The organism is Streptococcus sp. A22, assembly GCF_043674215.1.
Lineage (GTDB): Bacteria > Bacillota > Bacilli > Lactobacillales > Streptococcaceae > Streptococcus > Streptococcus suis_V.
Map to the genome: position 1 here is coordinate 13,118 of NZ_JBIMJQ010000009.1, position 24,441 is coordinate 37,558.

The following is a 24,441-nucleotide window of genomic DNA, read 5'->3' on the forward strand; positions in this document are numbered from 1 at the left end:
CCATTTGATGAAAAATATATTATTTATTTCTCCTACGGGTACCTTGGATAATGGAGCAGAACTATCAATTATTCAATTGATGGCGCTCCTCCAAGAAAAAGGGTATCGTATTATCAATGTCGTTCAAGACGGAGCTTCACAGTTTAGAAGTGATTATGAAAAGGAGATGTCAAGTAGAGGGATCACTTTATATAGCATCTCACTTGCAAAATGGTGGTGGCCAGAAGCACCTGGTGGTATCATTAATGATATGGAAACAGCAACCTTAGAGTATCAAAATGCCATTTTTAGAATTAAAGATATTATCCATGAAGAGAAGATTGACTTGGTTATTTCCAATACTGTAAATGTTTTTCTAGGTGCAATTGCAGCCAGTCTCACCAACACACCTCATTATTGGTTGATCCATGAATTTCCCGAAGATGAATTTTCTTACTATAAAGAAAAAATTCCGTTTGTAGTGGAGATGTCCAATGCTATTTTCACGGTGGATGGTAATCTAAAGGAAGTATGGCAGAAACTTGTTCCTGACAAGGAAATCCAAGGTTTTATTCCTTATACAAGGGTCACTCCTAAAAAAAAGCTTTCTCAAGGAGAAAAAACTCGATTAGTATCCATTGGGAGAATAAATGAGAGAAAAAATCAGTTAGCCTTATTAAAGGCATATCATCAATTAGACAGACAGGATATTGAACTGTGTTTTATTGGTCCTTGGGATGATGAATACAAGAATTTATGTGACGAATACATCCAAAAGAATAGCTTGACGAATGTACAGTTTCTAGGTTACCAAAATAATCCTTGGGATTTGGTTACAGATAAAGATATTTGTGTCTTTCCATCAAAGACAGAAACCTTTGGTTTGGTCTATATTGAAGCCGTTTTAAATGGCATACCTGTAATTGCCTCGGATAATTTAGGTCACAAGACCGTGCAACAATTGTTTGAACTCCCAACATTGTACCCTGCTACAGAAATTACGCAATTGAAGCAACAAATAGAGGATAGTCTTGAAGTCTTTGAAGAAAAAAAAGTAGAAGCTATTGCTTATCAATCGCACGTCTTAAAACGCTATGTCCCAGAAGTTGCTTATCAAAATATAGTAGCTCAAATAGAACACGGAGATAGTCAAGCAAATCAAAGCATGCAAGCAATAGAATTTTTGCTTACTGGATTAACTAGAAAAACAAAACTAGAGATTTTGGGTAGAAAATTAAGTCATTTTTTGACAAGAATTCGTCAAAGAATGGAATGAGTCCTCTCAAAGTGTAGAAAAGGTTTTAAATGATACGATTATTAAAATTTGGGAATGTTATCTTTGGAATAGTTGTCATCTTGATGCTTGTTAATAGTGTAAAGTTTTATTTTACAAATGTCTTTTATGAACATATTACTATTGAACATAAAATCATTTTCTTTGTTTTGGCATTGCTAATTTTCTTGACATATTGTTTGATTAGTCGAAATAAGACATTAGAGAATATAGCCATTTTAAAACATATTAAAGCCTTCGTATTCTGTCTCATGTTGCTTTGGCAATGTTTGTTACTCGTCTCTATGCCAATAGTCCCGATTGCAGACCCCGGAACGATTTATCGTATCGCAATTGGGGAGACTGGGGCAGAACTATTGAATTATATTTCTGTAAATCCGAACAATTATATGTTGTTAATATGGGAAAAATGTTTGCTTTACTTATTTGGTAAACGATATTTGATCCATGGACTTATTCTGTTCAATATAGCATTTATTGATATTGCAATACTCTTATTGGATAATCTACGCAAGCGCCTGTTACCAAACAGCAGTAATCTTTTATTTTATTTATTGGTAGTATTTGTTGGCTTTTCACCTCAATTTCTTCAGGCCTATACTGATAGCCCTGCATTTTTCTTTGGTACATTAATTTTCTACGTTGGTTACCAATTAGTAACAGCAAAAAGTTACACAATCAAACTGTTACTTTCGATTGCATTGGGAATCATTTTGGGCTTAAGTTATGGGCTCAGGGCTCCATTGCTTATATATGCGATTTCAGGGGTCATTGTTCTAGTTTATCAATTATTACAGATAAAAAACCATAGCTTTGCCAAGAATTTTGCTTTAGCCGGACTGACTATTTTAAGTTTTATGACAATAAACTCTCTCAGTCAATTTACTTTACATCAAGAGTATGTAGTTCCTTTTGAAGAGGGGAAAAGTCGGACAATGTTCTACTTTGTAGATTTAGGTTTGACTTCTACTGGTGCAGCGCATGCTGAATTATCTGAAGAAGTAGTGAATGCGGCTGGCCCTGAACGTAATCAAATATTTATACAATCAATCAAACAAAGAGTAGCAAAAATGGATTTGTCTGATTGGAAACATCATCTGGATAAAAAACTATACTATATCACTGCCGAAGGATTAATGGGCTGGCAAGTAGAGAATGTATTACTTGAAGAAAACATGATTCCAAATAGGTTCTCCAATACGGGCATAGCTCAGAAATTACGGCGCTTAATTTTAGTAAACTTTTCTGATTTTTCCCCTTATTCTGTTGTTTTTCAAATACTTTGGATAGTTATCATTTTGGGCATGGTTATCTACAGTATCTTCTTCCCAGATTTTAAAAATTCCTTAAATTTATGGGTCCAAATAACCATTTTTGGAGGGATACTTTTTTTGATGATTTTTGAGGGTGGAAGGAGCAGGTACCTGATACAATTTTTACCTGCTATTCTTTGGAATTCCTCAATAGGATATGAAAGGGTGTTACGGACAATAAAAAATGTTAAAAAACAGAATAGAAGAATATAAAATAGTTCAGAATATATTTGCTATTGTCATAGGAGTAATGTCAATTTCTCCTTCGCTAATAGAATTAACCTTTAGCGATTTTACCGATAAAATAGCTATTTTCCATATTTTTGCAATCTTTTGTTCCATAGTTCTTGGTGTCTTGGTCTCGAAGTCTTTTGATAGGGCGTCCTTGATGGAAATAATTTGGGGATTTCTATTGATAACTGTAACAGGTTATTACATAGTAGCTACTAGAGAATTAAATAATCCCACCTTTGATTTCTATTCTTTCAGAGAAAATCAGTTGCTACAATTGAGATATTTTCCCAATCTTATTATTAGTATTTTAACTATCGTTACTTGTCGAAAATTTTTCTGTAATAATATAAAAACAGTCCCTCATATTTCAACTGCTTTATTCAATTCTATTATGTTGGCTTGTATTATGATGGAATATTCAGGAATTAGAAGTAGTATGAATGAAATAGCAGAATTGAAGTTAATAACCATTTTGGTTATTTATGCTATATTTGTTTTTATTTCTTATACTTTCATTATTGGATATAGGGATTTGTTGGTTAATAAACCGTCGGTTCAATTGATTTATTCGGCTGCACTCCTGTTTGCAATTTTTTTCAATGGTACAATTCAATATGGGATTAAGGATGAAGCGATACTGCTGGAAAAATATATTTTTCCGGGAGCTACGCTTTATCAGATTCTAGTATTATTCTTATTTTTCACGTTAATCTATTTTATTTTTAATAGATTTTTGATTCCATCCTTCATCATTGTCATCATAGGTTCAACTATATCTGTTGTCAATTTTCTAAAAGAGCAAATGCGCAGTGAACCACTTCTGATTACAGATTTTGTCTGGGTAACAGAAGTCAAATTTTTAGTAAGTTTTTTAAATTTTCGTGTTCTTTTAACCGCTATAACTGCCATTTTTTGTCTAATGGCGTTGTATTCATTGTTAAGAAAGTGGATATTGCCTGGAAAAATTTTAAAAAATTTGAAATATAGAGTCGGATTGGCTATTATTCCATTATTATTCTTTAGTGGAATCTCATACGTTTTTAGTAATGAGCATAATTCCCAAATCGTAAACGGAATTCCTGTAGTATCGACCTTAAACAATTGGGCAAATATCACATGGTTCGGTTTTTCAACCAATGCCAGATATAAATCTTTGATGTATGTTTGGACTAAACAATGGACAAAGAAAGTGATGGATGAACCCGCTGGTTACAGTAAAGAAGCGATTGCAGAAATAGCTAAGAAATATGAGAATGTCGCAAGAAATATGAATTTAGAACGGACAAATCAAATTTCTGACCAGACTGTAATTTATGTTTTAAACGAGAGTTTCTCGGATCCAACAAAATTACCTATGTTGTCAATTTCTGAAGATCCGATTCCTGAAATCAGGAAAATCCAGCAAGAATATACTTCGGGGCAAATGCATTCGGATCACTATGGTGGTGGTACAGCTAATATGGAGATTCAAACATTAACTAGCCTACCTTATTATAATTACTCTCCAGCTGTTTCAGTGATTAATTTAGAAGTTGTACCTCTATTACATTACTTGCCGTCTATCAGCGATTCATTCGATCCAACTATGCGGTATGTTTTGCATCCATTAAATGCAGAAAACTATCAACGTGACAAAGTATATACTGAATTAAACTTTAAGCATCAAGTTTTTCAAACGGGAACAGCTGAAAAATTTGATAATATTGCCTATGTCGGTAATAACATTGGGGATGAGACAGTCTACAATAACGTGCTGGAACGCATTTCTACAACACAGAGTCAATTTTTTTCCGTAATCACTATGCAAGGTCATTTGCCGTGGGGATTAATTGACTCACCAATTACTGCTGAAGGTAAAGGTTTTACAGAAAGTCAAAACAATGACTTGCTAGCCTATACACGATTATTATCAAACACAGACACTGCTACACGTGAGTTTCTAAATTCGTTGCAGAAAATTGAAAAAAAGATAACAGTAGTTTTTTATGGGGATCATTTGCCCGGTTTGTATCCATCAGAAGCGTTTTTGGACAATCCGGATAGCCAATTTAGAACAGAATATTTTATTTGGAGCAATTTTGAAACACCAAAGTTGAACTATCCGTTGGTAAATTCTAGTGATTTTAGCGCCTTACTATTTAAACAAACAAACTCAAAAGTTTCTCCTTATTATGCCCTAATGACAGAATATCTTGATACAAATTCGGGTCAAAAATACGAGAATACTAAAGAAGGAGAGCAAATTTCGCTAGATCTCCAAATGATTCAATATGATTTGAGCTTGGGTGATGGCTACATATTGAATGAGAATTTCTTTGAAATACCATAACTTTCTACATCACTAATAATTTTAACGGAATATTTTTATGCAAATACTATCAATCATCATTCCTTGTTACAACGAGGAAGAAACTATCAGTCCATTTTTAGCTGCAACCAAAGAAGTTGAAAAAGAGTTGTCTAATGAACTTGTTTTTGAATATTTATTTGTTAATGATGGTTCTAAGGACGCGACTCTAAAGATCCTCAGAGAGGTTGCACAGGACTTCGATAATGTGCACTATCTCTCCTTTTCGCGAAATTTTGGGAAAGAAGCAGGCCTTTTGGCTGGCTTAGAACACGCCAAGGGAGATTTCATTACGGTGATGGATGTGGACTTACAAGATCCGCCAGAATTACTCATCCAAATGTATGAGAAAATAAAGGGTGGTTGTGACGTTGTGGGAACTCGTCGTGCAGATCGCTCAGGTGAACCACCGATTCGCTCCTTTTTCTCGAAATTATTCTATAAATTAATTAATAAAGTTTCGGATACAGAGATGATCGATGGAGCCAGAGACTTTCGTCTGATGACAAGACAGGTAGTTGATAGTATCTTAGAACTTCAAGAGGTCAACCGTTTTTCAAAAGGATTATTTTCCTGGGTAGGGTTTGAAGTAGACTATATCAGTTATGAGAACAGGGAAAGAATCGCTGGTGAAACGTCATGGAGTTTTTGGAGTTTATTAAATTATTCTTTGGAGGGATTCATTAATTTTTCGGAGGCACCTTTAAATTTATCAGTCTGGGCTGGAATATCATCGTTCTTAATGTCGATTTTGGGTATTTTATTTGTTGTCGTTCGCAAAGTCACTATTGGTGGCAGTATCACAGGTTGGGCAAGCACCGTTTCAATTATATTATTTATTGGTGGAATTCAACTGTTAGCTATTGGGATAATAGGAAAATATATTGCAAAAATATTTTTAGAAACTAAAAAACGTCCCATATATATTATCAAGGAACAAAATTTATAGTATTTGTTGTACCTGTCAAAAACTAGCTCTCTTAGGTAATTTCAAAGTATATGTAATGAGAAAGAACTATTATTATTTACTTTCTCATTTTTTACATTTTCTTCCATTTATGATAAAATAATTTTAGAAACTGCCAGTATTTTTCGAATTATGTAAGTAGTAGAACTAAATTCGGAGGATACTCATTTGTCAAAACGCCGCCACAAGATTAATCCCTTAGCTGATATTGTTGCTAAGAAAATTTTTAGCGACCATGAGATTACCATTGATTTTATCGAAACTTTTCTGGGCTTTCGCCCCCAGTCTGTTGAGATTTTGAATGGTACTATCGCAGACCTCAAGCGCGAACGGAAGGGATTTTTCAGCACCACAGTGGATATTCTGGCTCTCATGGAGGACCAGACCCAGGTCATTATCGAGATTCAGGTGGCCTACCAGAAGAACTTCATCAAGCGGCTCTGGACCTATTCTTGCCAGCATTTGGTTAAGGATTTGCCCAATGTTCGCAAGAAGGTTTACAAGACCCACGATATGTATGAAAAAATCATGCCGGTCTATTCGATAGCGCTTGTTGCCAGCCGTTATTTTGATGACAATCGTCCCATTCATTCTTTTATCATTACGGACAGTCAGACGGGCGAAGTACTGGAACAGCCCTTCGGTGAAACTGGACAGTACAAGAAACCGTTTGAAATGGTGATTATCGAGCTGAAAAAGTTCCGTGACAGCATGCTGGACGACAAACAACGACTCTGGCTGGAGTTTTTCTCTAACCGAGGCTTTAGCCAACGACCGACACCTATTATAGATAAGGCCGAGCAGTTGCTCGACAGAAATGCAATGACCAAGGAGGAAATAGACATGATAGACCAATGGAATCGCAATGCATCTAACCATTTTTGGGAAATTCATTCCGGTATTACCCGCCATGAAGAGGCTGTTCGTGAGAAAGCCTTGAAAGAGGGGATTGAACTTGGTATTGAGCAAGGAATTGAACAAGGAATCGAACAAGGGCAATTGAGTATGATCGGTCGTATGTTACAGCAAGGTCGTAGTCCTATGCAGATAGCTGACTTCGTTGGTTTGGACTTGAGTTTGGTTCAAAAACTTACTCAACAGCTGTCTTGAGATTACCATGACCAAGGAGGAAGTAGACATGATAGACCAGTGGAGCCGCAACGCATCCAACCATTTTTGGGAAATTCATTCAGGTATCACCCGCCATGAGGAGGCTGTGCGTGAAAAGGCTTTGCAGGAGGGGATTGAGCAAGGAATCGAACAGGGAGTTATCATCCGTAATATGGAGATTGAACAAAACCTTTTATCTATGGGAGTCCCAGTTGACCAGATGTCTCAAGGAACAGGTCTGTCCATTGCCGATATTTTGAACTTGGCGACGAGTCACAGTTAATCTGTGCTGGACAGGTGTGTTTCTCTAGACAACGTCATCCGTTCTGTAACACAATCGCAATCTCTTTGTAATAATTTCACACAATTTAAGGATTTTCCATAGGAAAATCCTCATTTTTGTGCTAAAATAGAAAAAGGAGGTATAAAATGATCCGACTATTTGGAAAATTAAGATACCATTGGCAACCGGATTTTGCGACCTCGATGATTTATTGGTCCCTGTCCTTGGTTCCTCTCTTTCTAGGGCTATCCCTCATTTTGGAGAGAAGTCGCCAGGTATTTATCATTTTTCTCTTGCTGTTTGCGACGATTGTCTTAGCGATTTTAGGCAGTCATCGGTACTTTCTCATTGAAGATGAAAATCTATATATCGCATCAGCAAATCTATTTAAGAATAAAAAAATTGACATTGCTTCCATCAGCAAGGTCAAGGTCAATTATTTATCTATCAGTATCTGTAGGAGAAATGAAGCCGAGGAGCTAACATTCTGCATGAGGAAGTGGCCTAAGAAATACTTCATCAATGCCTTAGCCCTTCATCCCAAATTTCAAGGCGAAATAGAGCTTGTCGACCATTTGGTCAAGCAGGATTATTTTGAAGTCTACTATTCAGATGAAGCGAAATCACTCCGCAAGAATAGCCTTGGTGGGGCATGATTTTGCAGCCAGGAGAGCCTGATTATCAGCTGGAATGCTTGTTTCTAAAGCCTCAGTATGGCTAAAAATAACGATACCGTCATCATCATAGTCAAACAAGGGCGAGTAGGTCTGACATAGACCACAGGCGATACATTTTTCAGGAATCAGTCTAATATTCATAGAATAATTGTAAACATAATAGGAAAAAAATACAAGGAGAAGCTATCAATGTCACAAGAACCATGGAATGATGAACTTTTTGAAGAAGAATTGGAAGAAGTTGAGGATGAGCAAGTGTCAGTAAGTCGTAGAAATCGAAAAGTAGGTATGATGGCGAGTAGTCGCTTGTTTACTATTTTAGCATCAATCTTTGTTTTCTTCCTTTTGGCCATTATCATTTTGGCTATTTACCTGTCTACAGGTGGCAGTAATACTGACTCGACAGAAGGTTTTTATAATGCTGAGAATGCCCAGGTTGCAGCTTCGAGTTCATCTGAGCAAGATGCAAACGCAACTGAAACGACTGAGACTACAGAAGCAGCCACTGAGGAATCATCAACAGAGGCAAGCTCCGCTGCCGATTTGGTAGATCGTGGAGATGGTACAACCACAACTGTCCAACCTGGCGAAGGTCTTGCAAGTATTGCCAACCGAGCAGGGATTTCTATGGCTGAGTTGGAACGCTTGAATCCAGAAAAAATGGTGGGACCTGGTGGTACTTGGTGGGCCAACCCAGGAGATGTAGTACGTATTAGATAAGAGGAATTATGAAATCAATTCAAATCGCCATCGACGGACCTGCTTCGAGCGGAAAGTCGACTGTGGCAAAAATTATTGCGAAAAATTTTGGCTATACCTATTTGGACACTGGAGCTATGTATCGTGCCGTTACACTGTTAGCCCTGGAAAATAAACTGACAGCTGACAAGGTTGACGATATTTTAGCTCTCTTGGCTCAGCATCCGATTTCATTCGGCCGTTCGGAAGACGGCCAGCAACTGGTGTTCCTCGGTCTACGGGATGTCAGTCTAGCCATTCGTGATAACGACGTGACCAACAATGTTTCTTGGGTGGCAGCATTGGCTCCTATTCGTGAAAGATTGGTCGAACTCCAGCAAGAAATTGCCCAGGCAGGTGGCATTGTCATGGATGGTCGTGATATTGGCACAGTTGTTTTGCCTCAGGCAGAGTTGAAAATTTTTCTGATTGCTTCTGTTGAAGAGCGGGCCCTTCGCCGTTTTAAGGAAAATAAGGCGCGTGGCATTGAGACGGATTTGGAAACCTTGAAAGAGGAGATTGCGGCCCGTGACTTGAAAGATAGTACACGAGCAGTTTCACCACTAAAAGCAGCAGAAGATGCCATTACCTTTGATACAACTGGTGTTTCTATTGAAGGTGTTGTGCAATTTATTTCAGAAAAAGCGAAAGAAATCCTTGACAAGTAGTGTAGGACATGATAGAATGGTCGTATTGAGAAAAGCAGAAGTGAGAGCTTCTCGCCTTGCGACTAACGTTGTCTGGCCCTACGGATTAAGATTTCTTCGGAAAGAATAATGGTGTAGTGCGGACTTGTGTAGCAAGTCCGTTTCGTTTTTCTCGAAAAAAATAAAATGAGGTGAAAAGCCATAGCAAAGCAAGATTTGTTCATCAATGATGAAATTCGAGTGCGTGAAGTTCGTCTTATCGGTCTTGAGGGTGAACAGTTGGGAATCAAACCGCTCAATGAGGCTCAGGCCATCGCTGATCAGGCAAATGTGGATTTAGTATTGATTCAACCGCAAGCTAAACCGCCAGTTGCTAAAATTATGGACTACGGTAAGTTCAAATTTGAGTATCAGAAGAAACAGAAAGAACAACGCAAGAAACAAAGTGTTGTCACTGTCAAAGAAGTGCGTCTAAGTCCAGTTATTGACAAAGGGGATTTCGAGACGAAACTTCGTAATGCCCGTAAATTCCTTGAAAAAGGAAATAAGGTCAAGGTTTCGATCCGTTTCAAGGGTCGTATGATTACCCACAAAGAAGTTGGCGCGAAAGTATTAGCTGAGTTCGCCGAAGCAACTCAAGATATTGCCATTATCGAACAACGCGCTAAGATGGACGGTCGTCAAATGTTTATGCAGTTGGCCCCAGCTTCAGATAAAAAATAAGCTTTTTACGCTAAAAGGAGAATTAAAATGCCAAAACAAAAAACTCACCGCGCATCAGCTAAACGTTTTAAACGTACAGGTTCTGGTGGATTGAAACGCTTCCGCGCTTATACTTCACACCGTTTCCACGGTAAAACTAAAAAACAACGTCGTCACCTTCGTAAAGCAGGTATGGTACATGCTGGTGACTTTAAGCGTATCAAGTCAATGCTTACACAAATGCGCTAATCTCGCATCAGTATTGCATAATTACTATTTGAATTATTTGGAGGAAAATTAAATGGCACGTGTTAAAGGTGGCGTTGTTTCTCGTAAACGCCGTAAACGTATTTTAAAATTAGCTAAAGGTTACTACGGTGCTAAGCACCTCTTGTTCCGCACTGCGAAAGAACAAGTAATGAACTCTTACTACTATGCATACCGTGACCGCCGTCAGAAAAAACGTGATTTCCGTAAATTGTGGATCACTCGTATCAATGCGGCAGCTCGTATGAACGGTTTATCATACTCACAATTGATGCACGGTTTGAAATTGGCTGAAATCGAAGTGAACCGTAAAATGCTTGCAGATATCGCAGTAAACGATGCAGCAGGTTTCACAGCTCTTGCAGACGCTGCAAAAGCAAAACTTGGTAAGTAATTATCAGGAGGCTTCCTTTTGGAAGTCTTTTTGTGTTTTAGTTTCTTTTAAGTTACATCGTTTATACTAGAGAGGTCAAGCTAGGAGTATAAGAACCTGCCTTCACAGCTCAGAACCTGAGCTAAGGATATTTTTCTGCCACTCATTGGTAGAACCTACAGTCACAGGTTAAATTCTCATCTTAGCTCTGATTTTAGCTCAGTCGTCGTTAGAAATTTTTGCAATACTAGAGTATTGTAAAAATTTCTGCCTAGATTGCTACAAAAATCAGAGCAAATCTGAAAACTTCCCCTTTGCGACTATAGGTTCTAGTTTTTCTCGAAATACAGTCAGTATTCCATCTCAAGCAGCCTTTATTAGCAAGAAACTATCCCTTATCGAAATGTATCGCACTTGTGACTACAGGTTCTAACATCTATTCGTGCACCTGCTGCATTTAATAGTAGGAATTGTTGCTAGTTTGGCTTTTTCTAAATAGAAATATGAATGTGAAGATGTTATAATGAGTAAAAAAAGGAGACAGATATGATTAAAATATTGCTTGTTGAAGACGATGTAAGCCTATCTAATTCGGTGTTCGACTTTCTAGATGATTTTGCTGATGTTATGCAGGTTTTTGATGGCGATGAGGGCCTCTATGAGGCAGAATCAGGTGTCTATGATCTGATTCTCTTAGATCTGATGTTGCCAGAGAAGGATGGATTTCAGGTCTTAAAAGAAATCCGCGAAAAAGGAATTTCTACTCCGGTCCTGATTACGACGGCTAAAGAAAGCTTGGATGATAAGGGTCACGGTTTTGAATTGGGGGCGGATGATTACCTGACCAAGCCATTTTATCTAGAGGAGTTGAAGATGCGTATTCAGGCGCTTTTGAAGCGAGCTGGTAAATTCAATGATAATCAGCTAGAATTTGGCAATGTGACTGTTGATTTGTCTACCAATATGACCTATGTGGACGGCAGTGAAATTGAGTTACTAGGAAAAGAATTTGATTTACTGGTGTATTTCTTGCAAAACCAGAACGTTATTCTTCCTAAAACTCAAATTTTTGACCGTATTTGGGGCTTTGACAGCGATACGACCATCTCAGTAGTAGAGGTCTATGTTTCAAAAGTCCGAAAGAAATTAAAGGGAACGGTTTTCGCAGACCGCTTACAGACCTTGAGAAGTGTAGGGTATATTTTGAAAAATGATCAATAAGATGAGAAAGCTCACCAAGTCGGACAATTTTTCCTACTTTATCCGCTATTTTGCCGTATTTACGCTGATTTTCATATTCATGACGGCCATTATTTTTCAACTGATGCGGTCTACCATGTATCGTAGTACAGATATCAAGTTTGACAAAATCAAGCAACATCCTGACTTGGTTTTGAATTTTGCGGCAGCTAGGATGCTGAATCCAGATTCGGAAATTATTCTTCAGCACGAGAGCAATCAAGGTAATGCGAGTGCAAATACTCTCCCAGATGATACTGATGGTGGTCCCGGTGAGCCCATTCGTTTGGGAACCAATTTCCACGTACTCTTGTATAATTCTGTGGGTGAGCTAGTCAATTCTGATGTCTTCAGTGGTTTGTCTGAATTGGCTTTTGATAAGGAAAGTTTGAAAAATGTAAAGGAAGTCAGCGTCGAAGGGCCATTTGGTGATGATGATTTCCGTTATACCACCCTGGAGTTGCCGAGTGAGGTAACGGAAAAATATTCGTCGCTAGACTTGAAATACGCGACTATCTGTGTCAATGTCAGTCAGATTAAAATGTCTATTCAGACCTATGAGCGAACAGTGGCAATTGTCATGGTCTCCTTCTGGTTTATTTCGCTGTTTGCCAGTCTTTATTTAGCTCAACTCAGTATGCGGCCAATTTTGTTAAGCTATCAAAAGCAGAAGGATTTTGTGGAGAATGCTAGTCATGAGCTCAGGACACCACTGACTGTCCTACAGAATCGCCTAGAGGGGCTCTTCCGTCATCCCAATGCGACCATCATTGAATCCAGTGAAAGCATTGCCTCCAGTCTTGCTGAAGTGCGGAACATGCGGATTTTAACCAGTAATTTGCTGAATCTGGCTCGGCGAGATGATGGTTTCCAGATTGTGATGGATGATTTGGATCCACAATATCTCGAGGAAATCTTTGACAATTTTAACATTATCGCTGAAGAGAGTGGCAAGGATTTACTTGTTACGAATCATATTAAGCAGCCTATTCGGACAGATAAGGCCCTGCTAAAACAACTCCTGACTATTATTTTTGATAATGCCTTGAAATATACAGGAGACGATGGACAAATTAGCATTCAGGCAAGAGTAAAGGATAAATTTGCGTACTTTACAGTTGCGGACAATGGAATAGGAATTAGTCAGGATGATAAGACCAAGGTCTTCGATCGTTTTTATCGGGTAGATAAGGCTAGAACGCGACAAAAAGGTGGTTTTGGACTCGGCTTGTCCTTGGCTAAACAGATTAGTGATTCCTTGAAGGGGGAAATTTCAATTCGTGATAACCAGCCAACAGGAACTATTTTTGAAATCAAGATACCGAGATAGGATTGGCAGCGCCAGTCCTATTTTTAAAATAAAAAAAGAAGTCTTGACGACTTCGATTTTATTACGCAAGTTTTGCTGCAAGACGTGCTTTGTCGCGGCTTGCTTTGTTTTTGTGAATCAAACCTTTAGTTTCTGCCTTATCGATTGCTGAGCTAGCAGCGCGGTAAAGCTCTTCAGATGGGTTAGCTTCAAATGCTTTGATTGCAGTACGCATAGCTGATTTTTGTGCTGAGTTTTTAGCGTTTTGTTTAACGTTCAATTCAGCGCGTTTGATAGCTGACTTAATGTTTGCCAATGGTTTCACCTCCACCCTTTCTTGTACTAACCATACCATTATATCTGAAAAGACTGGTTTTGACAAGTGTTATTTATTTTTTTAGATAAATTTTATCAATTTCATGGTTTTCAGCCTTGTGCAAGATAATATCCGCCCGATTGCGCGTCGGCTCGATGTATTTTTCGAGGTTGGCAAGGTTGATATTTTTCCAAGTATTTTGAGCGACTGCGATGATTTCTGGATAGGTGAGCCGGGTGTAGCGATGGTAGTAGTTGCTAGAGTCATTTTTTGCAAGCTTCAGCAATTTTTGGAAGCGTTCTAAGTACCAGGTTTCGATATTCTCCACCTCGGCATCCACATAGATAGACACATCAAAATAATCGCTGACATAGAGTCGCTGGTTTTGAGGGTTCTGGAAGACATTGATTCCCTCGACAATTAGAAAATCAGGGACCTGAATTTTTTGACTTTTATCAGGGACAATATCGTAGGTTTCGTGAGAATAGACAGGAATTTCACAATTGATACCATTTTTGATATTGTCTAAGAATCCAATCAGTTTTTCCATATCATAAGACTCAGGAAAGCCTTTTTTGTCCAATAGATTCATTTCCTCTAGGGTAGCATTGGGGTAAAGAAAACCGTCGGTAGTAACCAGTTCTACAGTTGAATGCTTGAAAGTGCGGGCAATCAAAATCTGGAGCAAGCGACTGGTAGTGGATTTACCAACAGCAACACTTCCGGAAATACCGATGATAAATGGTTGAGACTTGATGGATTTCTGGAGGAAGAGACTCTTTGTAAAGGTTAAATCTTTTCTGGCCTTGCGATAGATGTGAATGAGGTTGACCAAGGGGAGGTAGACGTCTGATACCTCATGAAGTTGGATCTTATCATTGAAACTTTTGATGGAATTGAGTTCACTCTGAGTCAAGGGGATGGTGGTTTTACGGTGAAGTTGCTGCCAGGTGGAGCGATCGATTTCTTCAAAATTTAAAAATTCATGTTTCATTTTTTGTTTTCCATATCTAGTAATTATTTCTTGTTATTTATTTTAACATATCTTTTCAGGTAAGTAAAACCTCTTGAAAACGTTTTTAGGAAATGTTATAATAAAGACATGTCAGAGATGTATTACGAAAAAAATCCCAGTACAGCACATGATATTCATGAACTCCGTGTCCGTTTATTAGATACCTACATGACATTCTTGACAGATGCAGGTGTATTTAGTAAGAAAATGGTTGATTATGGAAGTCAGGTGCTTTTACAATCCCTGGAATTAGAAACTGGGAAGACCCTCTTGGATGTTGGCTGTGGCTATGGTCCACTTGGATTAACCTTGGCAAAGGTCTTTAATGTTGATGTGACCTTGATTGATATCAATAGCAGAGCGCTTGAGTTGGCTGAAAAAAATGCTGAGAAAAACGGTGTTCCAGCAACTATCTTCCAGTCCAATATCTATGAAAATGTCAGCGGAAATTTTGATTATATTATCTCCAACCCACCTATCCGTGCTGGCAAGGAGGTGGTGCACGAAGTCATTTCAGGTGCCCATGCATACTTAGTGGACGGTGGAACCTTGACCATTGTGATTCAAAAGAAACAGGGCGCACCAAGTGCCAAAGCAATAATGGAAGAAACCTATGGCAATTGTGAGATTATCAAAAAAGACAAAGGATACTATATCCTCGAAAGTGTGAAAGAATGAGAGCAGTTGATTTAATTCAGAAAAAACGAGATGGTTTGGAATTGTCTTCTGAGGAAATTAAATGGTTGATTGAGGGCTACGTGGCTGGAACAGTGCCTGACTACCAAATGTCAGCCCTGGCGATGGCCATTTACTTTAAAGGCATGTCAACGCGAGAGATTTCTGATTTAACTATGAATATGGTGGCATCAGGTGACCAGATTGACTTATCTGCTATTCCTGGTATCAAGGTAGACAAGCACTCGACTGGTGGTGTGGGTGACAAGGTAACCTTGATTCTAGCTCCTTTGGTAGCTAGTTTTGAAGTGCCAGTTGCCAAGATGAGCGGACGCGGTTTGGGTCACACAGGTGGCACTCTGGACAAATTGGAGTCCATTAAAGGGTATCAGATTGAGGTGACTCAGGAAGACTTTATCAAGCAGGTTCAGGAGACGGGAGTTGCGGTTATTGGCCAATCAGATAATTTGGTCAAGGCTGATAAGTTGCTCTATGCTCTGCGCGATGTGACAGCGACGGTGGACATTATTCCCTTGATTGCAAGCTCGGTTATGTCTAAAAAGATTGCGGCTGGTGCAGATGCCATTCTCCTTGATGTCACGGTGGGCGAAGGTGCCTTCATGAAGACAGTAGAAGAGGCGCGTGTGCTGGCTCAGACCATGGTGGACCTTGGTAAGGCTGTCGGACGTAAGACTATTGCAGTTTTGACAAATATGTCTCAGCCGGTGGGAACCAGCATTGGTAATCGCCTGGAAATCCTTGAGGCCTTGGAAATTTTACAAGGCAAGGGTAGGGAAGACGTGACAGAGTTTATCTGTGAGTTGGCTCAAATCATGTTGGGACTTGCTGATGTTGAAAAGACGGTTGCGGAAGTTCGTCAGCATATTGAAAATGGAGCTGCCCTTAAGAAATTTGAGGAAATGGTTCAGGCTCAAGGAGGCGATTTGGAAGACCTCTACCGTCCGGCAGATGTTTCCCACAAGGTGGACGTATTGGCAGAGCGAGATGGCTATATTGTTGGTTTGCCAGCTCTAGAATTTGGTCTATTTGCCATGAAACTAGGAGCAGGTCGAGCGGTAAAAACAGATGAACTGGACTATGAGACTGGTATTGTTTTCCACAAAAAAGTGGGGGATGCAGTCGAAAAAGGTCAGCCGATTGCAACCATCTATGCAAATGAAAATATTTCGGAAAATATGCTTACAAATTTCCAAAAAAATGTTAAAATAGATGATGTAAGTGTAAATACGAAGGAAATCATTGAAATCATTTCTTAATGTACGGAGAAAACTTATGAAATTAAATAAATATATCGACCATACCATTTTGAAACCGGAATCAACTGAGCAACAGGTTGCAAAGATTATTGAAGAGGCAAAAGAATACGACTTTGCTAGCGTCTGTGTTAATCCAACTTGGGTTGCCTACGCTGCAAAGGGGTTAGCTGGAACAGAGGTCAAGGTTTGTACAGTGATTGGTTTTCCTCTGGGAGCTAACACGCCAGCTGTCAAGGCTTTTGAGACCAAGGATGCGATTGCAAATGGTGCAGACGAGATTGATATGGTCATCAATATTGGTGCCCTCAAATCTCAGAACTATGACCTAGTATTGGAAGATATACAGGCGGTTGTGGAAGCCAGTGGCGATAAATTGGTTAAAGTCATCATCGAAACCTGTCTTTTGACCGATGAGGAAAAGGTGAAGGCTTGTCAATTGTCTCAAGAGGCCGGTGCTGATTTTGTTAAGACTTCTACTGGATTTTCTACAGGTGGTGCGACAGTGGTTGATGTTACCTTGATGCGCCAAACAGTAGGACCAGATATGGGTGTCAAAGCATCTGGTGGTGCGCGTACCTATGAGGATGCCCTTGCCTTTATCGAAGCTGGTGCAACCCGTATTGGTGCATCTTCAGGTGTAGCGATTATGAACGGAGCTGTAGCAGATGGCGACTACTGAGTTGATAAAATTATCTGAGGAAGTGAGTAAGAAAGCCTACGTTCCCTATTCTCATTTTCCAATTGGAGCTGTCTTGGTTGCTAAGGATGGGCAAGTCTTTACGGGTGTTAACATTGAAAACGCCAGCTTTGGCTTGACAAACTGTGGCGAACGAACAGCTATTTTCAAAGCTGTTTCAGAGGGCGTCTTGGATTTTTCTGAGCTGATTGTTTATGGTCAGACAGAGAAACCAGTTTCACCATGCGGTGCTTGTCGCCAGGTCATGGCTGAATTTTTTGATAAGGATTTAAAGGTGACACTTGTTGCCAAAGATCTATCGACAGTCGAGATGACAGTCGGGGAATTACTTCCATATTCTTTTACAGACCTAAACTAGTCTGTAAGACAGTCGTTAGACTGTAGTATTATCGCCGCAACGAAAGTTGCAAAAAGAATTTTTTAGGAGGGTTCAGAAATGAACAAGAAACTTGTCGGATTTGGTCTAGCTACTGTTGCAGCTCTTACATTGGCTGCCTGTGGAAGCCGTACTGCAAACAAAGAAGCAGCATCAACAGACTCATCAGAAGTATCAGTTAAGCCAATGATCGTAACAGACATCGGTGGTGTTGATGACCGTTCATTTAACCAGTCAGCTTGGGAAGGTTTGACTGCTTGGGGTGACGAAAATGGTTTGTCAAAAGGTAGCGGCTATGACTATATTCAATCACAAAGTGAATCAGACTACGTAACAAACCTTGACTCAGCTGTTGCTGGTGGTTACAACCTTGTATTCGGTATTGGTTTCGCCTTGGAAACTGCGATTGCTGAAGCGGCTCCAAATAACCCAGAAACTCACTTTGTAATCGTTGACTCAGTTGTTCCAGATCAAGAGAACGTAGTCAGCGTTGGATTTGCAGACCACCAAGCTTCTTACTTGGCAGGTGTTGCAGCTGCTAAATCTACTAAAACAAACCACGTTGGTTTCATCGGTGGTATGGAAGGTGTCGTTATCGACCGCTTTGAAGCTGGTTTCGTAGCTGGTGCTAAGTCTGTAAACCCAGACATCAAAATCACAATCGATTATGCAGGTTCATTCGGTGATGCTGCAAAAGGTCAAACAATCGCTGCTGCTCAATACGCTGCAGGTGCAGACATTATCTTCCACGCATCTGGTGGTACTGGTAATGGTGTATTTGCTGCTGCTAAAGCTGAAAACGAAACTCGTGATGAAGCAGATAAAGTTTGGGTAATCGGTGTTGACCGTGACCAATCTGCTGAAGGTGTTTACACTTCTAAAGACGGTAAAGAATCTAACTTCGTATTGGCATCAACCATCAAAGAAGTTGGTACTTCAGTTAAAGACATCACTGAAAAAGCAGTTAAAGGTGAATTCCCTGGTGGTACAGTTGTTCAATTCTCACTTGCTGACAAAGGTGTAGAATTGGCTGAAACAAACCTTTCTGAAGATGCTTCTAAAGCTGTCGCAGACGCTAAACAAGCAATCTTGGATGGTAAAGTTGAAGTTCCAGAAACACCAGAAAAATAAGCTGAATAACATTAGTTTTCCGAAGTGGCGGCCTATCGGTCGCCCTTTTCGGAGCTGAGATTTTTCTCAGTAAAGCCTATCAAATGGTGGTAGGTTTTACTGACAAAAATGGTACAATAGTTATGTGAAAACGATTTTTCGTTTAGCGATTGTAGTCAGAAAGGAAATAGATTATGACTAAGGATTATGTCATTGAGATGCGTGAAATCACCAAAATTTTTGGTGAGTTTGTTGCGAATGACCACATCAATTTGAATGTCAGACGTGGTGAAATCCATGCCCTGCTCGGTGAGAATGGTGCCGGTAAATCAACATTGATGAACATGCTGGCTGGTCTCTTGGAACCGACTAGCGGTGAAATTGTTATCAATGGTCAACCAGTTAACATTGATTCACCTTCTAGGGCAGCCCACTTGGGTATCGGGATGGTTCACCAGCACTTTATGTTGGTGGATGCCTTTACAGTTGCGGAAAATATTATCCTCGGTAGTGAGACAACCAAGGGCGGTGTGATTGACCTCAAGAAGGCTATTGTTGAGATTAAAGAGCTTTCCCAGAAATATGGTTTGGAAGTTGACCCAACTGCCAAGGTTGCGGATATTTCGGTCGGTGCTCAACAGCGTGTTGAAATCTTGAAAACTCTCTATCGCGGAGCTGACTTGCTCATTTTCGACGAACCTACGGCTGTTTTGACTCCCGCGGAAATTGCAGAGCTCTTGAAGATTATGAAGACCCTGGTTTCAGAAGGCAAATCCATCATCTTGATTACCCATAAGCTGGATGAGATTCGTGCGGTTGCTGATACGGTAACGGTTATCCGTCGTGGTAAATCAATCGAGACAGTTCCTGTCGGAGATGCAACCAACCAAGACTTAGCTGAGTGGATGGTAGGCCGTTCTGTTTCCTTTAAAACAGAGAAAATTCCTGCCAATCCAAAAGAAGTCATTTTGTCTATTAAGGATTTGGTTGTTAATGAAAACCGTGGAATTCCAGCTGTTAAGGGCTTGAATTTGGAAGTCCGTGCTGGCGAAGTCGTCGGTATCGCAGGTATCGATGGAAATGGTCAGAGTGAGCTCATTCAGGCCATTTCAGGTCTCCGTAAGGTCAAATCTGGTTCTATCAAGATTAAGGGTGAAGAAGTGGTTGGTAAGACCCCTCGTAAGATTACAGAGATGCAGGTCAGCCACGTACCAGAAGACCGTCACCGCGATGGTTTGGTCCTTCCAATGACGGTAGCCGAAAATATTTCTCTACAGACCTACTACAAAGAACCAGTTTCTAAGAATGGTATTTTGAACTACAACGTTATCAATGAAAAAGCCCGTCAATTGATGCAAGAATTCGATGTTCGCGGTGCCAGTGAATTGGTTCCTGCCAAGGCACTTTCTGGTGGTAACCAGCAGAAAGCTATTATCGCTCGTGAAGTGGACCGTAATCCCGATCTCTTGATTGTTAGCCAACCGACCCGTGGTTTGGACGTTGGTGCCATTGAATACATCCGTAAGCGTCTCATTGCCGAGCGTGATAAAGGGAAAGCTGTTTTGGTTGTCAGCTTTGAATTGGATGAAATCTTGGATGTTTCAGACCGTATTGCAGTTATCCATGATGGTGTCATCCATGGTATCGTTGACCCTGCTAAGACCAACAAGCAAGAGCTCGGTGTGTTGATGGCAGGTGGTCACATTGAGAAAGGAGAAGAACATGCTTAAGAAATATCAAAATCTGATCCTTCCTTTACTTGCTGTTGTGAGCGGTCTTGTATTGGGATCAATTGTCATGTTGATTTTTGGCTATGACCCAATCTGGGGCTATGAGGAATTGTTCTACTCAGCCTTCGGTACTATCAAGTCTGTCGGTGAAATTTTCCGCGCTATGGCACCGCTGATTTTCACTGCCCTTGGTTTTGCGGTGGCGAGTCGTGCTGGTTTCTTCAACGTCGGTTTGTCAGGTCAAGCTTATGTAGGCTGGATTTTTGCAGGGTGGTTTGCCTTGGCTAATCCAGATTTACCTCGTCCAGTCTTGATTTTGGCAACGGTAATCATTGCTATGTTAGCTGGTGGTATTGCTGGAGCCATTCCTGGTGTTCTCCGTGCCTATCTGGGAACCAGTGAGGTCATCGTGACCATCATGATGAACTACATCTTACTCTATTCTGGGAACTACATTATCCGTGATATTTTCTCAGATGATTTGATGAAAAATACGGACTCGTCTATCAACGTTTCGGCCAATGCTTCCTATCAAACAGAGTGGTTGCGGGCTTTGACAGACAATTCGCGTATGAATATCGGTATCTTCTTTGCCATTATCGCTGTTATTGTTATCTGGTTCCTCTTGACCAAGACGACACTTGGTTTTGAAATCCGTTCGGTTGGTATCAACCCGACAGCGTCTGATTATGCAGGTATGTCGGCAAAACGGACTATCATCTTGTCTATGATTATTTCAGGAGCACTTGCTGGCCTGGGTGGAGCTATCCAAGGTTTGGGTACCTTCCAGAATGTCTATATTCAAAGTGGTAACCTGGATATTGGTTTCAACGGTATGTCTGTTGCTCTTCTAGCAACTAACTCACCGCTTGGTATTCCATTTGCGGCCTTCCTCTTCGGTGCCCTATCTGTAGGTGCTCCAGGTATGGTTCGTGCTCAGATTCCACCAGAATTGATCAACGTTGTAACAGCGTCTATCATCTTCTTCATCGGTGTGAAATTTATCTTTGAGCAGTTACTCAACTCAAAAAAGAAAGCGAAAGGGGTAAAATAAGATGAACTTGACTATTTTAACGCTACTCATTTCGCAAATGCTGATTTATTCAGCGCCATTGATTTTCACCAGTCTAGGTGGTGTGTTCTCTGAGCGTGGTGGTATTGTCAACGTCGGTCTGGAAGGGATCATGGTTATTGGTGCCTTTGCTGGAGTTGTCTTCAATATTGAATTTGCTGAGACCTTTGGTAAAGCTACCCCACTATTAGCAGTGATTGTTGGTGGTTTGGCTGGAGTTGTCTTTGCAGCAATCCATGCCATGGCGACCATTAACTTCCGCGCGGACCACGTCGTGTCAGGTACGGTACTCAACCTCTTAGCACCAGCTCTCGGTGTCTTCCTGGTTAAGGTTATTTACAATAAAGGTCAGACAGATAGTATTCGTCAATCATTTGGTAAATTCTCTTTCCCAGTGTTGGCAGATATTCCGGTCTTGGGGGACCTCTTCTTCAAGAACACCAGTTTGATGGGCTATGTCGCGATTGCAACAGCCTTCCTATCTTGGTTTGTCCTGTATAAAACGAAATTCGGTTTGCGTCTCCGTTCAGTTGGTGAGCACCCACAAGCGGCTGATACACTGGGTATTAACGTTTATGCTATGCGTTACGCTGGTGTATTGATTGCCGGTTTCCTTGGCGGTGTTGGAGGAGCAGTAAGTGCTCAATCGGTAAACATCAACTTTTCAGCGACAACCATTGTTGGTTCAGGTTTCATTGCCCTGGCCGCTGTTATCTTTGGTAAATGGAATCCGCTTGGTGCTATGTTAGCCAGTCTCTTCTTTGGTTTGTCACAAAGTTTGGCGGTTATCGGTAGCCAGTTGCCAGGCTTGAAAGATATTCCGACCGTTTACCTGCAAATTGCACCTTACTTGATTACCGTTATTGCCCTGTCTGCCTTCTTTGGTAAAGCTGTGGCACCAAAAGCCGACGGTATCAACTATATCAAATCAAAATAGCTATACAACAAGAACCCTCATCATTTGTTGAGGGTTCTGCCTTTTGAAAGGAGATTTATGCGTCGGTTAGTACTAAATATTGCCATGAGTTTAGACGGCCACATCGCCAGAACGGATGGTTCTTACGATTGGATACAAGGGCATGGAACAACTGAATATGATACGAGCCTGCAGTTTGATAATGAAGCTTTTTTCAAATCGTGTGATACGGTTATCATGGGCAGAAAATCACTAGAAGATTGTCCTCTGGAAATGATTGCCGGATATGAGGAGAAGGAGTTTATCATTGCTAGTCGCCATCAACAGCCCAGCTATGACAATGTCCGCTTTGTTTCAAATATTGTTGATGTAATCAAAAAGTTGAAAGGAGAAGATGGTTCAGATATCTGGTTGTTTGGTGGCGCTCAACTCGTTCAAATTTGTCTTAAGGAAAGATTGATTGATCATTTTATTATCGGGATTATTCCGACAATCCTGGGAGAAGGGATTTCCCTTTTTGACAAACTGCCAGAGGAGCAGAAGCTGACCTTGGTGGAGTCAACGGTTACAGACGGGATTGCCATGTTGCGTTATGACGTGCGAGATAAATAAAAGATGAGCTAAATCAACTCATCTTTTTTATCTTAGTTTTTGATTGCAGCTGCGATTTCAGGGTTAGCAAATGCGTCGTCCATGATATCTTTCAACTGTTTTGCAGAAGCTTGCATTTTTTGCAATTCAGCTTCGTTCAATGGGATGTTTACTGGACGAACGATACCATGTGCGCCGATGATAGCTGGTTGACCGATGAAGACATCTTCAACACCTTCGTATTGACCAGCTTGGTAAACTGACAATGGAAGTACAGCATTTTCATCATCAAAGATTGCTTTAGTGATACGGGCAAGGGCAACACCGATACCGTAGTAAGTAGCACCTTTTTTATTGATGATTGAGTAAGCAGCATCACGAACGGATACAAACAAGTCAACAAGACCTTGCTCATCGATATCGCGGTTGTCTTGCAACCAGTCGTACAATTTCACACCAGCAACGTTAGCGTGTGACCATACAGCAAACTCAGAGTCACCGTGCTCACCCATGATGTAGGCATGAACTGAACGTGCGTCGATACCAATCTTATCAGCCAAGGCTTGACGGAAACGAGCTGAGTCAAGTGAAGTACCTGAACCGATAACGCGCTCTTTAGGGAAGCCTGAGAATTTCCAAGTTGAGTAAGTCAAGATATCAACTGGGTTAGCAGCGACGAGGAAGATACCGTCGAAACCAGACTTAACGATTTCAGAAACGATTTGTTGGTTGATACGGAGGTTTTTCTCTACCAATTCAAGGCGAGTTTCACCTGGTTTTTGTGGCAAACCTGCTGTCAATACAACAAGGTCAGCATCGTGAGCATCAGAGTACTCAGCAGAATAAATTTTCTTTGGTGAAGTGAAGGCCAAAGCGTGGCTCAAATCTTCTGCGTCACCTTGTGTACGGTCCTTATTGATATCAATGATACCCAATTCTTGGCCAATACCTTGGTTGACAAGGGCATAAGCATAAGCTGAACCTACGGCACCATCACCGACAAGGATCACTTTTTTGTGTTGTTTAGTTGCAGTCATCTTCTAAACATCTCCTTAGTTTTATTTAGGGGGCATGTTGTCCCCTGACCACATTCCATTCTAGCACTTTTCCTGTGGTTTGTCACTTGGAAATAGGGACTTGAAAATGTTTACATAGCAATTCCCAAGTCAGAAAAGAGCCCCAGAATA

27 protein-coding genes and 1 other annotated feature are annotated in these 24,441 nt (G+C 40.4%); of the genes, 23 read left to right on the plus strand and 4 right to left on the minus strand.

Going from position 1 to position 24,441, the window contains the following annotated elements; genetic code table 11:
- Positions 1-7 precede the first annotated feature (7 nt).
- The 7 genes from ACHBHN_RS05160 (at position 8) to ACHBHN_RS05190 (ending at position 8,183) form a co-directional block, all read left to right on the plus strand.
- Positions 8-1,255, plus strand: a complete 1,248-nt coding sequence (locus tag ACHBHN_RS05160) for a glycosyltransferase family 4 protein (RefSeq protein ID WP_394733745.1) — start codon at positions 8-10, stop codon at positions 1,253-1,255.
- A 29-nt stretch (positions 1,256-1,284) separates the two neighbouring features.
- Positions 1,285-2,799, plus strand: a complete 1,515-nt coding sequence (locus ACHBHN_RS05165; protein WP_394733746.1) for a hypothetical protein — start codon at positions 1,285-1,287, stop codon at positions 2,797-2,799.
- Positions 2,771-5,149, plus strand: coding sequence for an alkaline phosphatase family protein (locus tag ACHBHN_RS05170; protein WP_170242596.1), 2,379 nt, complete (start codon positions 2,771-2,773; stop codon positions 5,147-5,149). The genes ACHBHN_RS05165 and ACHBHN_RS05170 overlap by 29 nt, the downstream gene beginning before the upstream one ends.
- A 37-nt stretch (positions 5,150-5,186) precedes the next feature.
- A complete protein-coding gene (locus ACHBHN_RS05175) occupies positions 5,187-6,116 on the plus strand; it encodes a glycosyltransferase family 2 protein (protein ID WP_394733747.1) in 930 nt (309 codons plus the stop codon).
- 186 nt (positions 6,117-6,302) lie between these two features.
- The gene (locus ACHBHN_RS05180) at positions 6,303-7,244 is read left to right on the plus strand and encodes an Rpn family recombination-promoting nuclease/putative transposase (RefSeq protein WP_105161123.1); all 942 of its coding nucleotides are present in this window, start codon (positions 6,303-6,305) and stop codon (positions 7,242-7,244) included.
- A 28-nt stretch (positions 7,245-7,272) separates the two neighbouring features.
- A complete protein-coding gene (locus ACHBHN_RS05185; RefSeq protein WP_394733748.1) occupies positions 7,273-7,527 on the plus strand; it encodes a hypothetical protein in 255 nt (84 codons plus the stop codon).
- A gap of 146 nt (positions 7,528-7,673) precedes the next feature.
- Positions 7,674-8,183, plus strand: a complete 510-nt coding sequence (locus ACHBHN_RS05190; protein WP_125265819.1) for an EbsA family protein — start codon at positions 7,674-7,676, stop codon at positions 8,181-8,183.
- On the opposite strand, the gene ACHBHN_RS05195 is transcribed toward ACHBHN_RS05190, so the two are convergent.
- Positions 8,151-8,345, minus strand: a complete 195-nt coding sequence (locus ACHBHN_RS05195) for a ferredoxin (protein WP_105110914.1) — start codon at positions 8,343-8,345, stop codon at positions 8,151-8,153. The two genes, ACHBHN_RS05190 and ACHBHN_RS05195, sit on opposite strands and share 33 nt — an antisense overlap.
- A 48-nt stretch (positions 8,346-8,393) precedes the next feature.
- Here ACHBHN_RS05195 and ACHBHN_RS05200 point away from each other — a divergent pair, with 48 nt between their 5' ends.
- From ACHBHN_RS05200 to ACHBHN_RS05230, 7 genes are all read left to right on the plus strand, one after another.
- The gene (locus ACHBHN_RS05200; protein WP_394733749.1) at positions 8,394-8,924 is read left to right on the plus strand and encodes an SAG1386/EF1546 family surface-associated protein; all 531 of its coding nucleotides are present in this window, start codon (positions 8,394-8,396) and stop codon (positions 8,922-8,924) included.
- A gap of 8 nt (positions 8,925-8,932) precedes the next feature.
- Positions 8,933-9,610 (plus strand): (d)CMP kinase, encoded by a 678-nt coding sequence (gene cmk, locus ACHBHN_RS05205; protein ID WP_394733750.1) that lies wholly within the window; start codon positions 8,933-8,935, stop codon positions 9,608-9,610.
- Positions 9,611-9,636: 26 nt separating this feature from the next.
- Positions 9,637-9,765: a sequence feature (ribosomal protein L20 leader region), on the plus strand.
- 40 nt (positions 9,766-9,805) lie between these two features.
- Complete coding sequence (infC, locus tag ACHBHN_RS05210) at positions 9,806-10,312, plus strand: translation initiation factor IF-3 (protein WP_105110911.1); 507 nt, start codon at positions 9,806-9,808, stop codon at positions 10,310-10,312.
- Between the two features lie 27 nt (positions 10,313-10,339).
- On the plus strand, positions 10,340-10,540 hold the full coding sequence (gene rpmI, locus ACHBHN_RS05215) for a 50S ribosomal protein L35 (protein ID WP_024375714.1): 201 nt from the start codon (positions 10,340-10,342) through the stop codon (positions 10,538-10,540).
- 52 nt (positions 10,541-10,592) lie between these two features.
- Positions 10,593-10,952 carry a 50S ribosomal protein L20 gene (gene rplT, locus ACHBHN_RS05220; protein ID WP_105110910.1) on the plus strand — a complete coding sequence of 120 codons (360 nt, stop codon included), beginning with the start codon at positions 10,593-10,595 and terminating at the stop codon, positions 10,950-10,952.
- A 525-nt stretch (positions 10,953-11,477) separates the two neighbouring features.
- Complete coding sequence (locus tag ACHBHN_RS05225; RefSeq protein ID WP_105110909.1) at positions 11,478-12,152, plus strand: response regulator transcription factor; 675 nt, start codon at positions 11,478-11,480, stop codon at positions 12,150-12,152.
- Positions 12,142-13,500, plus strand: a complete 1,359-nt coding sequence (locus ACHBHN_RS05230) for a sensor histidine kinase (RefSeq protein ID WP_394733751.1) — start codon at positions 12,142-12,144, stop codon at positions 13,498-13,500. Before ACHBHN_RS05225 ends, ACHBHN_RS05230 begins: the two co-directional genes overlap by 11 nt.
- Positions 13,501-13,561: 61 nt before the next feature.
- Here ACHBHN_RS05230 and rpsT read toward each other — a convergent pair whose 3' ends face one another.
- Entirely contained in the window at positions 13,562-13,810 is a 249-nt protein-coding gene (rpsT, locus tag ACHBHN_RS05235; RefSeq protein WP_170239180.1) for a 30S ribosomal protein S20, read from the minus strand.
- 58 nt (positions 13,811-13,868) lie between these two features.
- Entirely contained in the window at positions 13,869-14,789 is a 921-nt protein-coding gene (gene coaA / locus ACHBHN_RS05240) for a type I pantothenate kinase (RefSeq protein ID WP_172063177.1), read from the minus strand.
- Positions 14,790-14,897: 108 nt separating this feature from the next.
- On the opposite strand from coaA, the gene ACHBHN_RS05245 reads away from it, so the two are divergent.
- The 9 genes from ACHBHN_RS05245 (at position 14,898) to ACHBHN_RS05285 (ending at position 23,275) form a co-directional block, all read left to right on the plus strand.
- On the plus strand, positions 14,898-15,488 hold the full coding sequence (locus ACHBHN_RS05245) for a class I SAM-dependent methyltransferase (protein ID WP_394733752.1): 591 nt from the start codon (positions 14,898-14,900) through the stop codon (positions 15,486-15,488).
- Complete coding sequence (locus tag ACHBHN_RS05250) at positions 15,485-16,762, plus strand: pyrimidine-nucleoside phosphorylase (protein WP_257117886.1); 1,278 nt, start codon at positions 15,485-15,487, stop codon at positions 16,760-16,762. Before ACHBHN_RS05245 ends, ACHBHN_RS05250 begins: the two co-directional genes overlap by 4 nt.
- A 16-nt stretch (positions 16,763-16,778) precedes the next feature.
- Positions 16,779-17,441: a deoxyribose-phosphate aldolase gene (deoC, locus tag ACHBHN_RS05255; protein WP_105110904.1), complete on the plus strand. Its 663-nt coding sequence runs from the start codon at positions 16,779-16,781 to the stop codon at positions 17,439-17,441.
- Positions 17,428-17,817 (plus strand): cytidine deaminase, encoded by a 390-nt coding sequence (locus ACHBHN_RS05260; protein WP_105122586.1) that lies wholly within the window; start codon positions 17,428-17,430, stop codon positions 17,815-17,817. The genes deoC and ACHBHN_RS05260 overlap by 14 nt, the downstream gene beginning before the upstream one ends.
- Before the next feature lie 78 nt (positions 17,818-17,895).
- Positions 17,896-18,966: a BMP family protein gene (locus ACHBHN_RS05265; protein ID WP_105110902.1), complete on the plus strand. Its 1,071-nt coding sequence runs from the start codon at positions 17,896-17,898 to the stop codon at positions 18,964-18,966.
- A 173-nt stretch (positions 18,967-19,139) separates the two neighbouring features.
- The gene (locus ACHBHN_RS05270) at positions 19,140-20,675 is read left to right on the plus strand and encodes an ABC transporter ATP-binding protein (protein WP_394733753.1); all 1,536 of its coding nucleotides are present in this window, start codon (positions 19,140-19,142) and stop codon (positions 20,673-20,675) included.
- Positions 20,668-21,729 carry an ABC transporter permease gene (locus tag ACHBHN_RS05275; protein ID WP_105110900.1) on the plus strand — a complete coding sequence of 354 codons (1,062 nt, stop codon included), beginning with the start codon at positions 20,668-20,670 and terminating at the stop codon, positions 21,727-21,729. The genes ACHBHN_RS05270 and ACHBHN_RS05275 overlap by 8 nt, the downstream gene beginning before the upstream one ends.
- 1 nt (position 21,730) lies before the next feature.
- A complete protein-coding gene (locus ACHBHN_RS05280; protein ID WP_105122587.1) occupies positions 21,731-22,684 on the plus strand; it encodes an ABC transporter permease in 954 nt (317 codons plus the stop codon).
- Between the two features lie 57 nt (positions 22,685-22,741).
- Positions 22,742-23,275, plus strand: coding sequence for a dihydrofolate reductase family protein (locus ACHBHN_RS05285; RefSeq protein ID WP_125265830.1), 534 nt, complete (start codon positions 22,742-22,744; stop codon positions 23,273-23,275).
- Positions 23,276-23,307: 32 nt separating this feature from the next.
- Here ACHBHN_RS05285 and ACHBHN_RS05290 read toward each other — a convergent pair whose 3' ends face one another.
- Complete coding sequence (locus ACHBHN_RS05290) at positions 23,308-24,291, minus strand: L-lactate dehydrogenase (RefSeq protein WP_105110897.1); 984 nt, start codon at positions 24,289-24,291, stop codon at positions 23,308-23,310.
- Between the last annotated feature and the right edge of the window lie 150 nt (positions 24,292-24,441).

Excerpts from the sequence above, each read along its gene's own strand:
- cmk (WP_394733750.1), top strand. The coding sequence starts at position 8,933 with ATGAAATCAATTCAAATCGCCATCGACGGACCTGCTTCGAGCGGAAAG.
- ACHBHN_RS05245 (WP_394733752.1), top strand. The coding sequence starts at position 14,898 with ATGTCAGAGATGTATTACGAAAAAAATCCCAGTACAGCACATGATATT.
- ACHBHN_RS05200 (WP_394733749.1), top strand. The coding sequence starts at position 8,394 with ATGTCACAAGAACCATGGAATGATGAACTTTTTGAAGAAGAATTGGAA.
- ACHBHN_RS05290 (WP_105110897.1), bottom strand. The coding sequence starts at position 24,291 with ATGACTGCAACTAAACAACACAAAAAAGTGATCCTTGTCGGTGATGGT.
- rplT (WP_105110910.1), top strand. The coding sequence starts at position 10,593 with ATGGCACGTGTTAAAGGTGGCGTTGTTTCTCGTAAACGCCGTAAACGT.
- ACHBHN_RS05265 (WP_105110902.1), top strand. The coding sequence starts at position 17,896 with ATGAACAAGAAACTTGTCGGATTTGGTCTAGCTACTGTTGCAGCTCTT.
- deoC (WP_105110904.1), top strand. The coding sequence starts at position 16,779 with ATGAAATTAAATAAATATATCGACCATACCATTTTGAAACCGGAATCA.
- ACHBHN_RS05280 (WP_105122587.1), top strand. The coding sequence starts at position 21,731 with ATGAACTTGACTATTTTAACGCTACTCATTTCGCAAATGCTGATTTAT.
- ACHBHN_RS05225 (WP_105110909.1), top strand. The coding sequence starts at position 11,478 with ATGATTAAAATATTGCTTGTTGAAGACGATGTAAGCCTATCTAATTCG.
- ACHBHN_RS05195 (WP_105110914.1), bottom strand. The coding sequence starts at position 8,345 with ATGAATATTAGACTGATTCCTGAAAAATGTATCGCCTGTGGTCTATGT.
- ACHBHN_RS05165 (WP_394733746.1), top strand. The coding sequence starts at position 1,285 with ATGATACGATTATTAAAATTTGGGAATGTTATCTTTGGAATAGTTGTC.
- ACHBHN_RS05170 (WP_170242596.1), top strand. The coding sequence starts at position 2,771 with ATGTTAAAAAACAGAATAGAAGAATATAAAATAGTTCAGAATATATTT.
- ACHBHN_RS05260 (WP_105122586.1), top strand. The coding sequence starts at position 17,428 with ATGGCGACTACTGAGTTGATAAAATTATCTGAGGAAGTGAGTAAGAAA.
- ACHBHN_RS05230 (WP_394733751.1), top strand. The coding sequence starts at position 12,142 with ATGATCAATAAGATGAGAAAGCTCACCAAGTCGGACAATTTTTCCTAC.
- coaA (WP_172063177.1), bottom strand. The coding sequence starts at position 14,789 with ATGAAACATGAATTTTTAAATTTTGAAGAAATCGATCGCTCCACCTGG.
- ACHBHN_RS05175 (WP_394733747.1), top strand. The coding sequence starts at position 5,187 with ATGCAAATACTATCAATCATCATTCCTTGTTACAACGAGGAAGAAACT.
- ACHBHN_RS05285 (WP_125265830.1), top strand. The coding sequence starts at position 22,742 with ATGCGTCGGTTAGTACTAAATATTGCCATGAGTTTAGACGGCCACATC.
- ACHBHN_RS05250 (WP_257117886.1), top strand. The coding sequence starts at position 15,485 with ATGAGAGCAGTTGATTTAATTCAGAAAAAACGAGATGGTTTGGAATTG.
- ACHBHN_RS05275 (WP_105110900.1), top strand. The coding sequence starts at position 20,668 with ATGCTTAAGAAATATCAAAATCTGATCCTTCCTTTACTTGCTGTTGTG.
- ACHBHN_RS05190 (WP_125265819.1), top strand. The coding sequence starts at position 7,674 with ATGATCCGACTATTTGGAAAATTAAGATACCATTGGCAACCGGATTTT.
- rpmI (WP_024375714.1), top strand. The coding sequence starts at position 10,340 with ATGCCAAAACAAAAAACTCACCGCGCATCAGCTAAACGTTTTAAACGT.
- ACHBHN_RS05160 (WP_394733745.1), top strand. The coding sequence starts at position 8 with ATGAAAAATATATTATTTATTTCTCCTACGGGTACCTTGGATAATGGA.
- ACHBHN_RS05270 (WP_394733753.1), top strand. The coding sequence starts at position 19,140 with ATGACTAAGGATTATGTCATTGAGATGCGTGAAATCACCAAAATTTTT.
- ACHBHN_RS05185 (WP_394733748.1), top strand. The coding sequence starts at position 7,273 with ATGATAGACCAGTGGAGCCGCAACGCATCCAACCATTTTTGGGAAATT.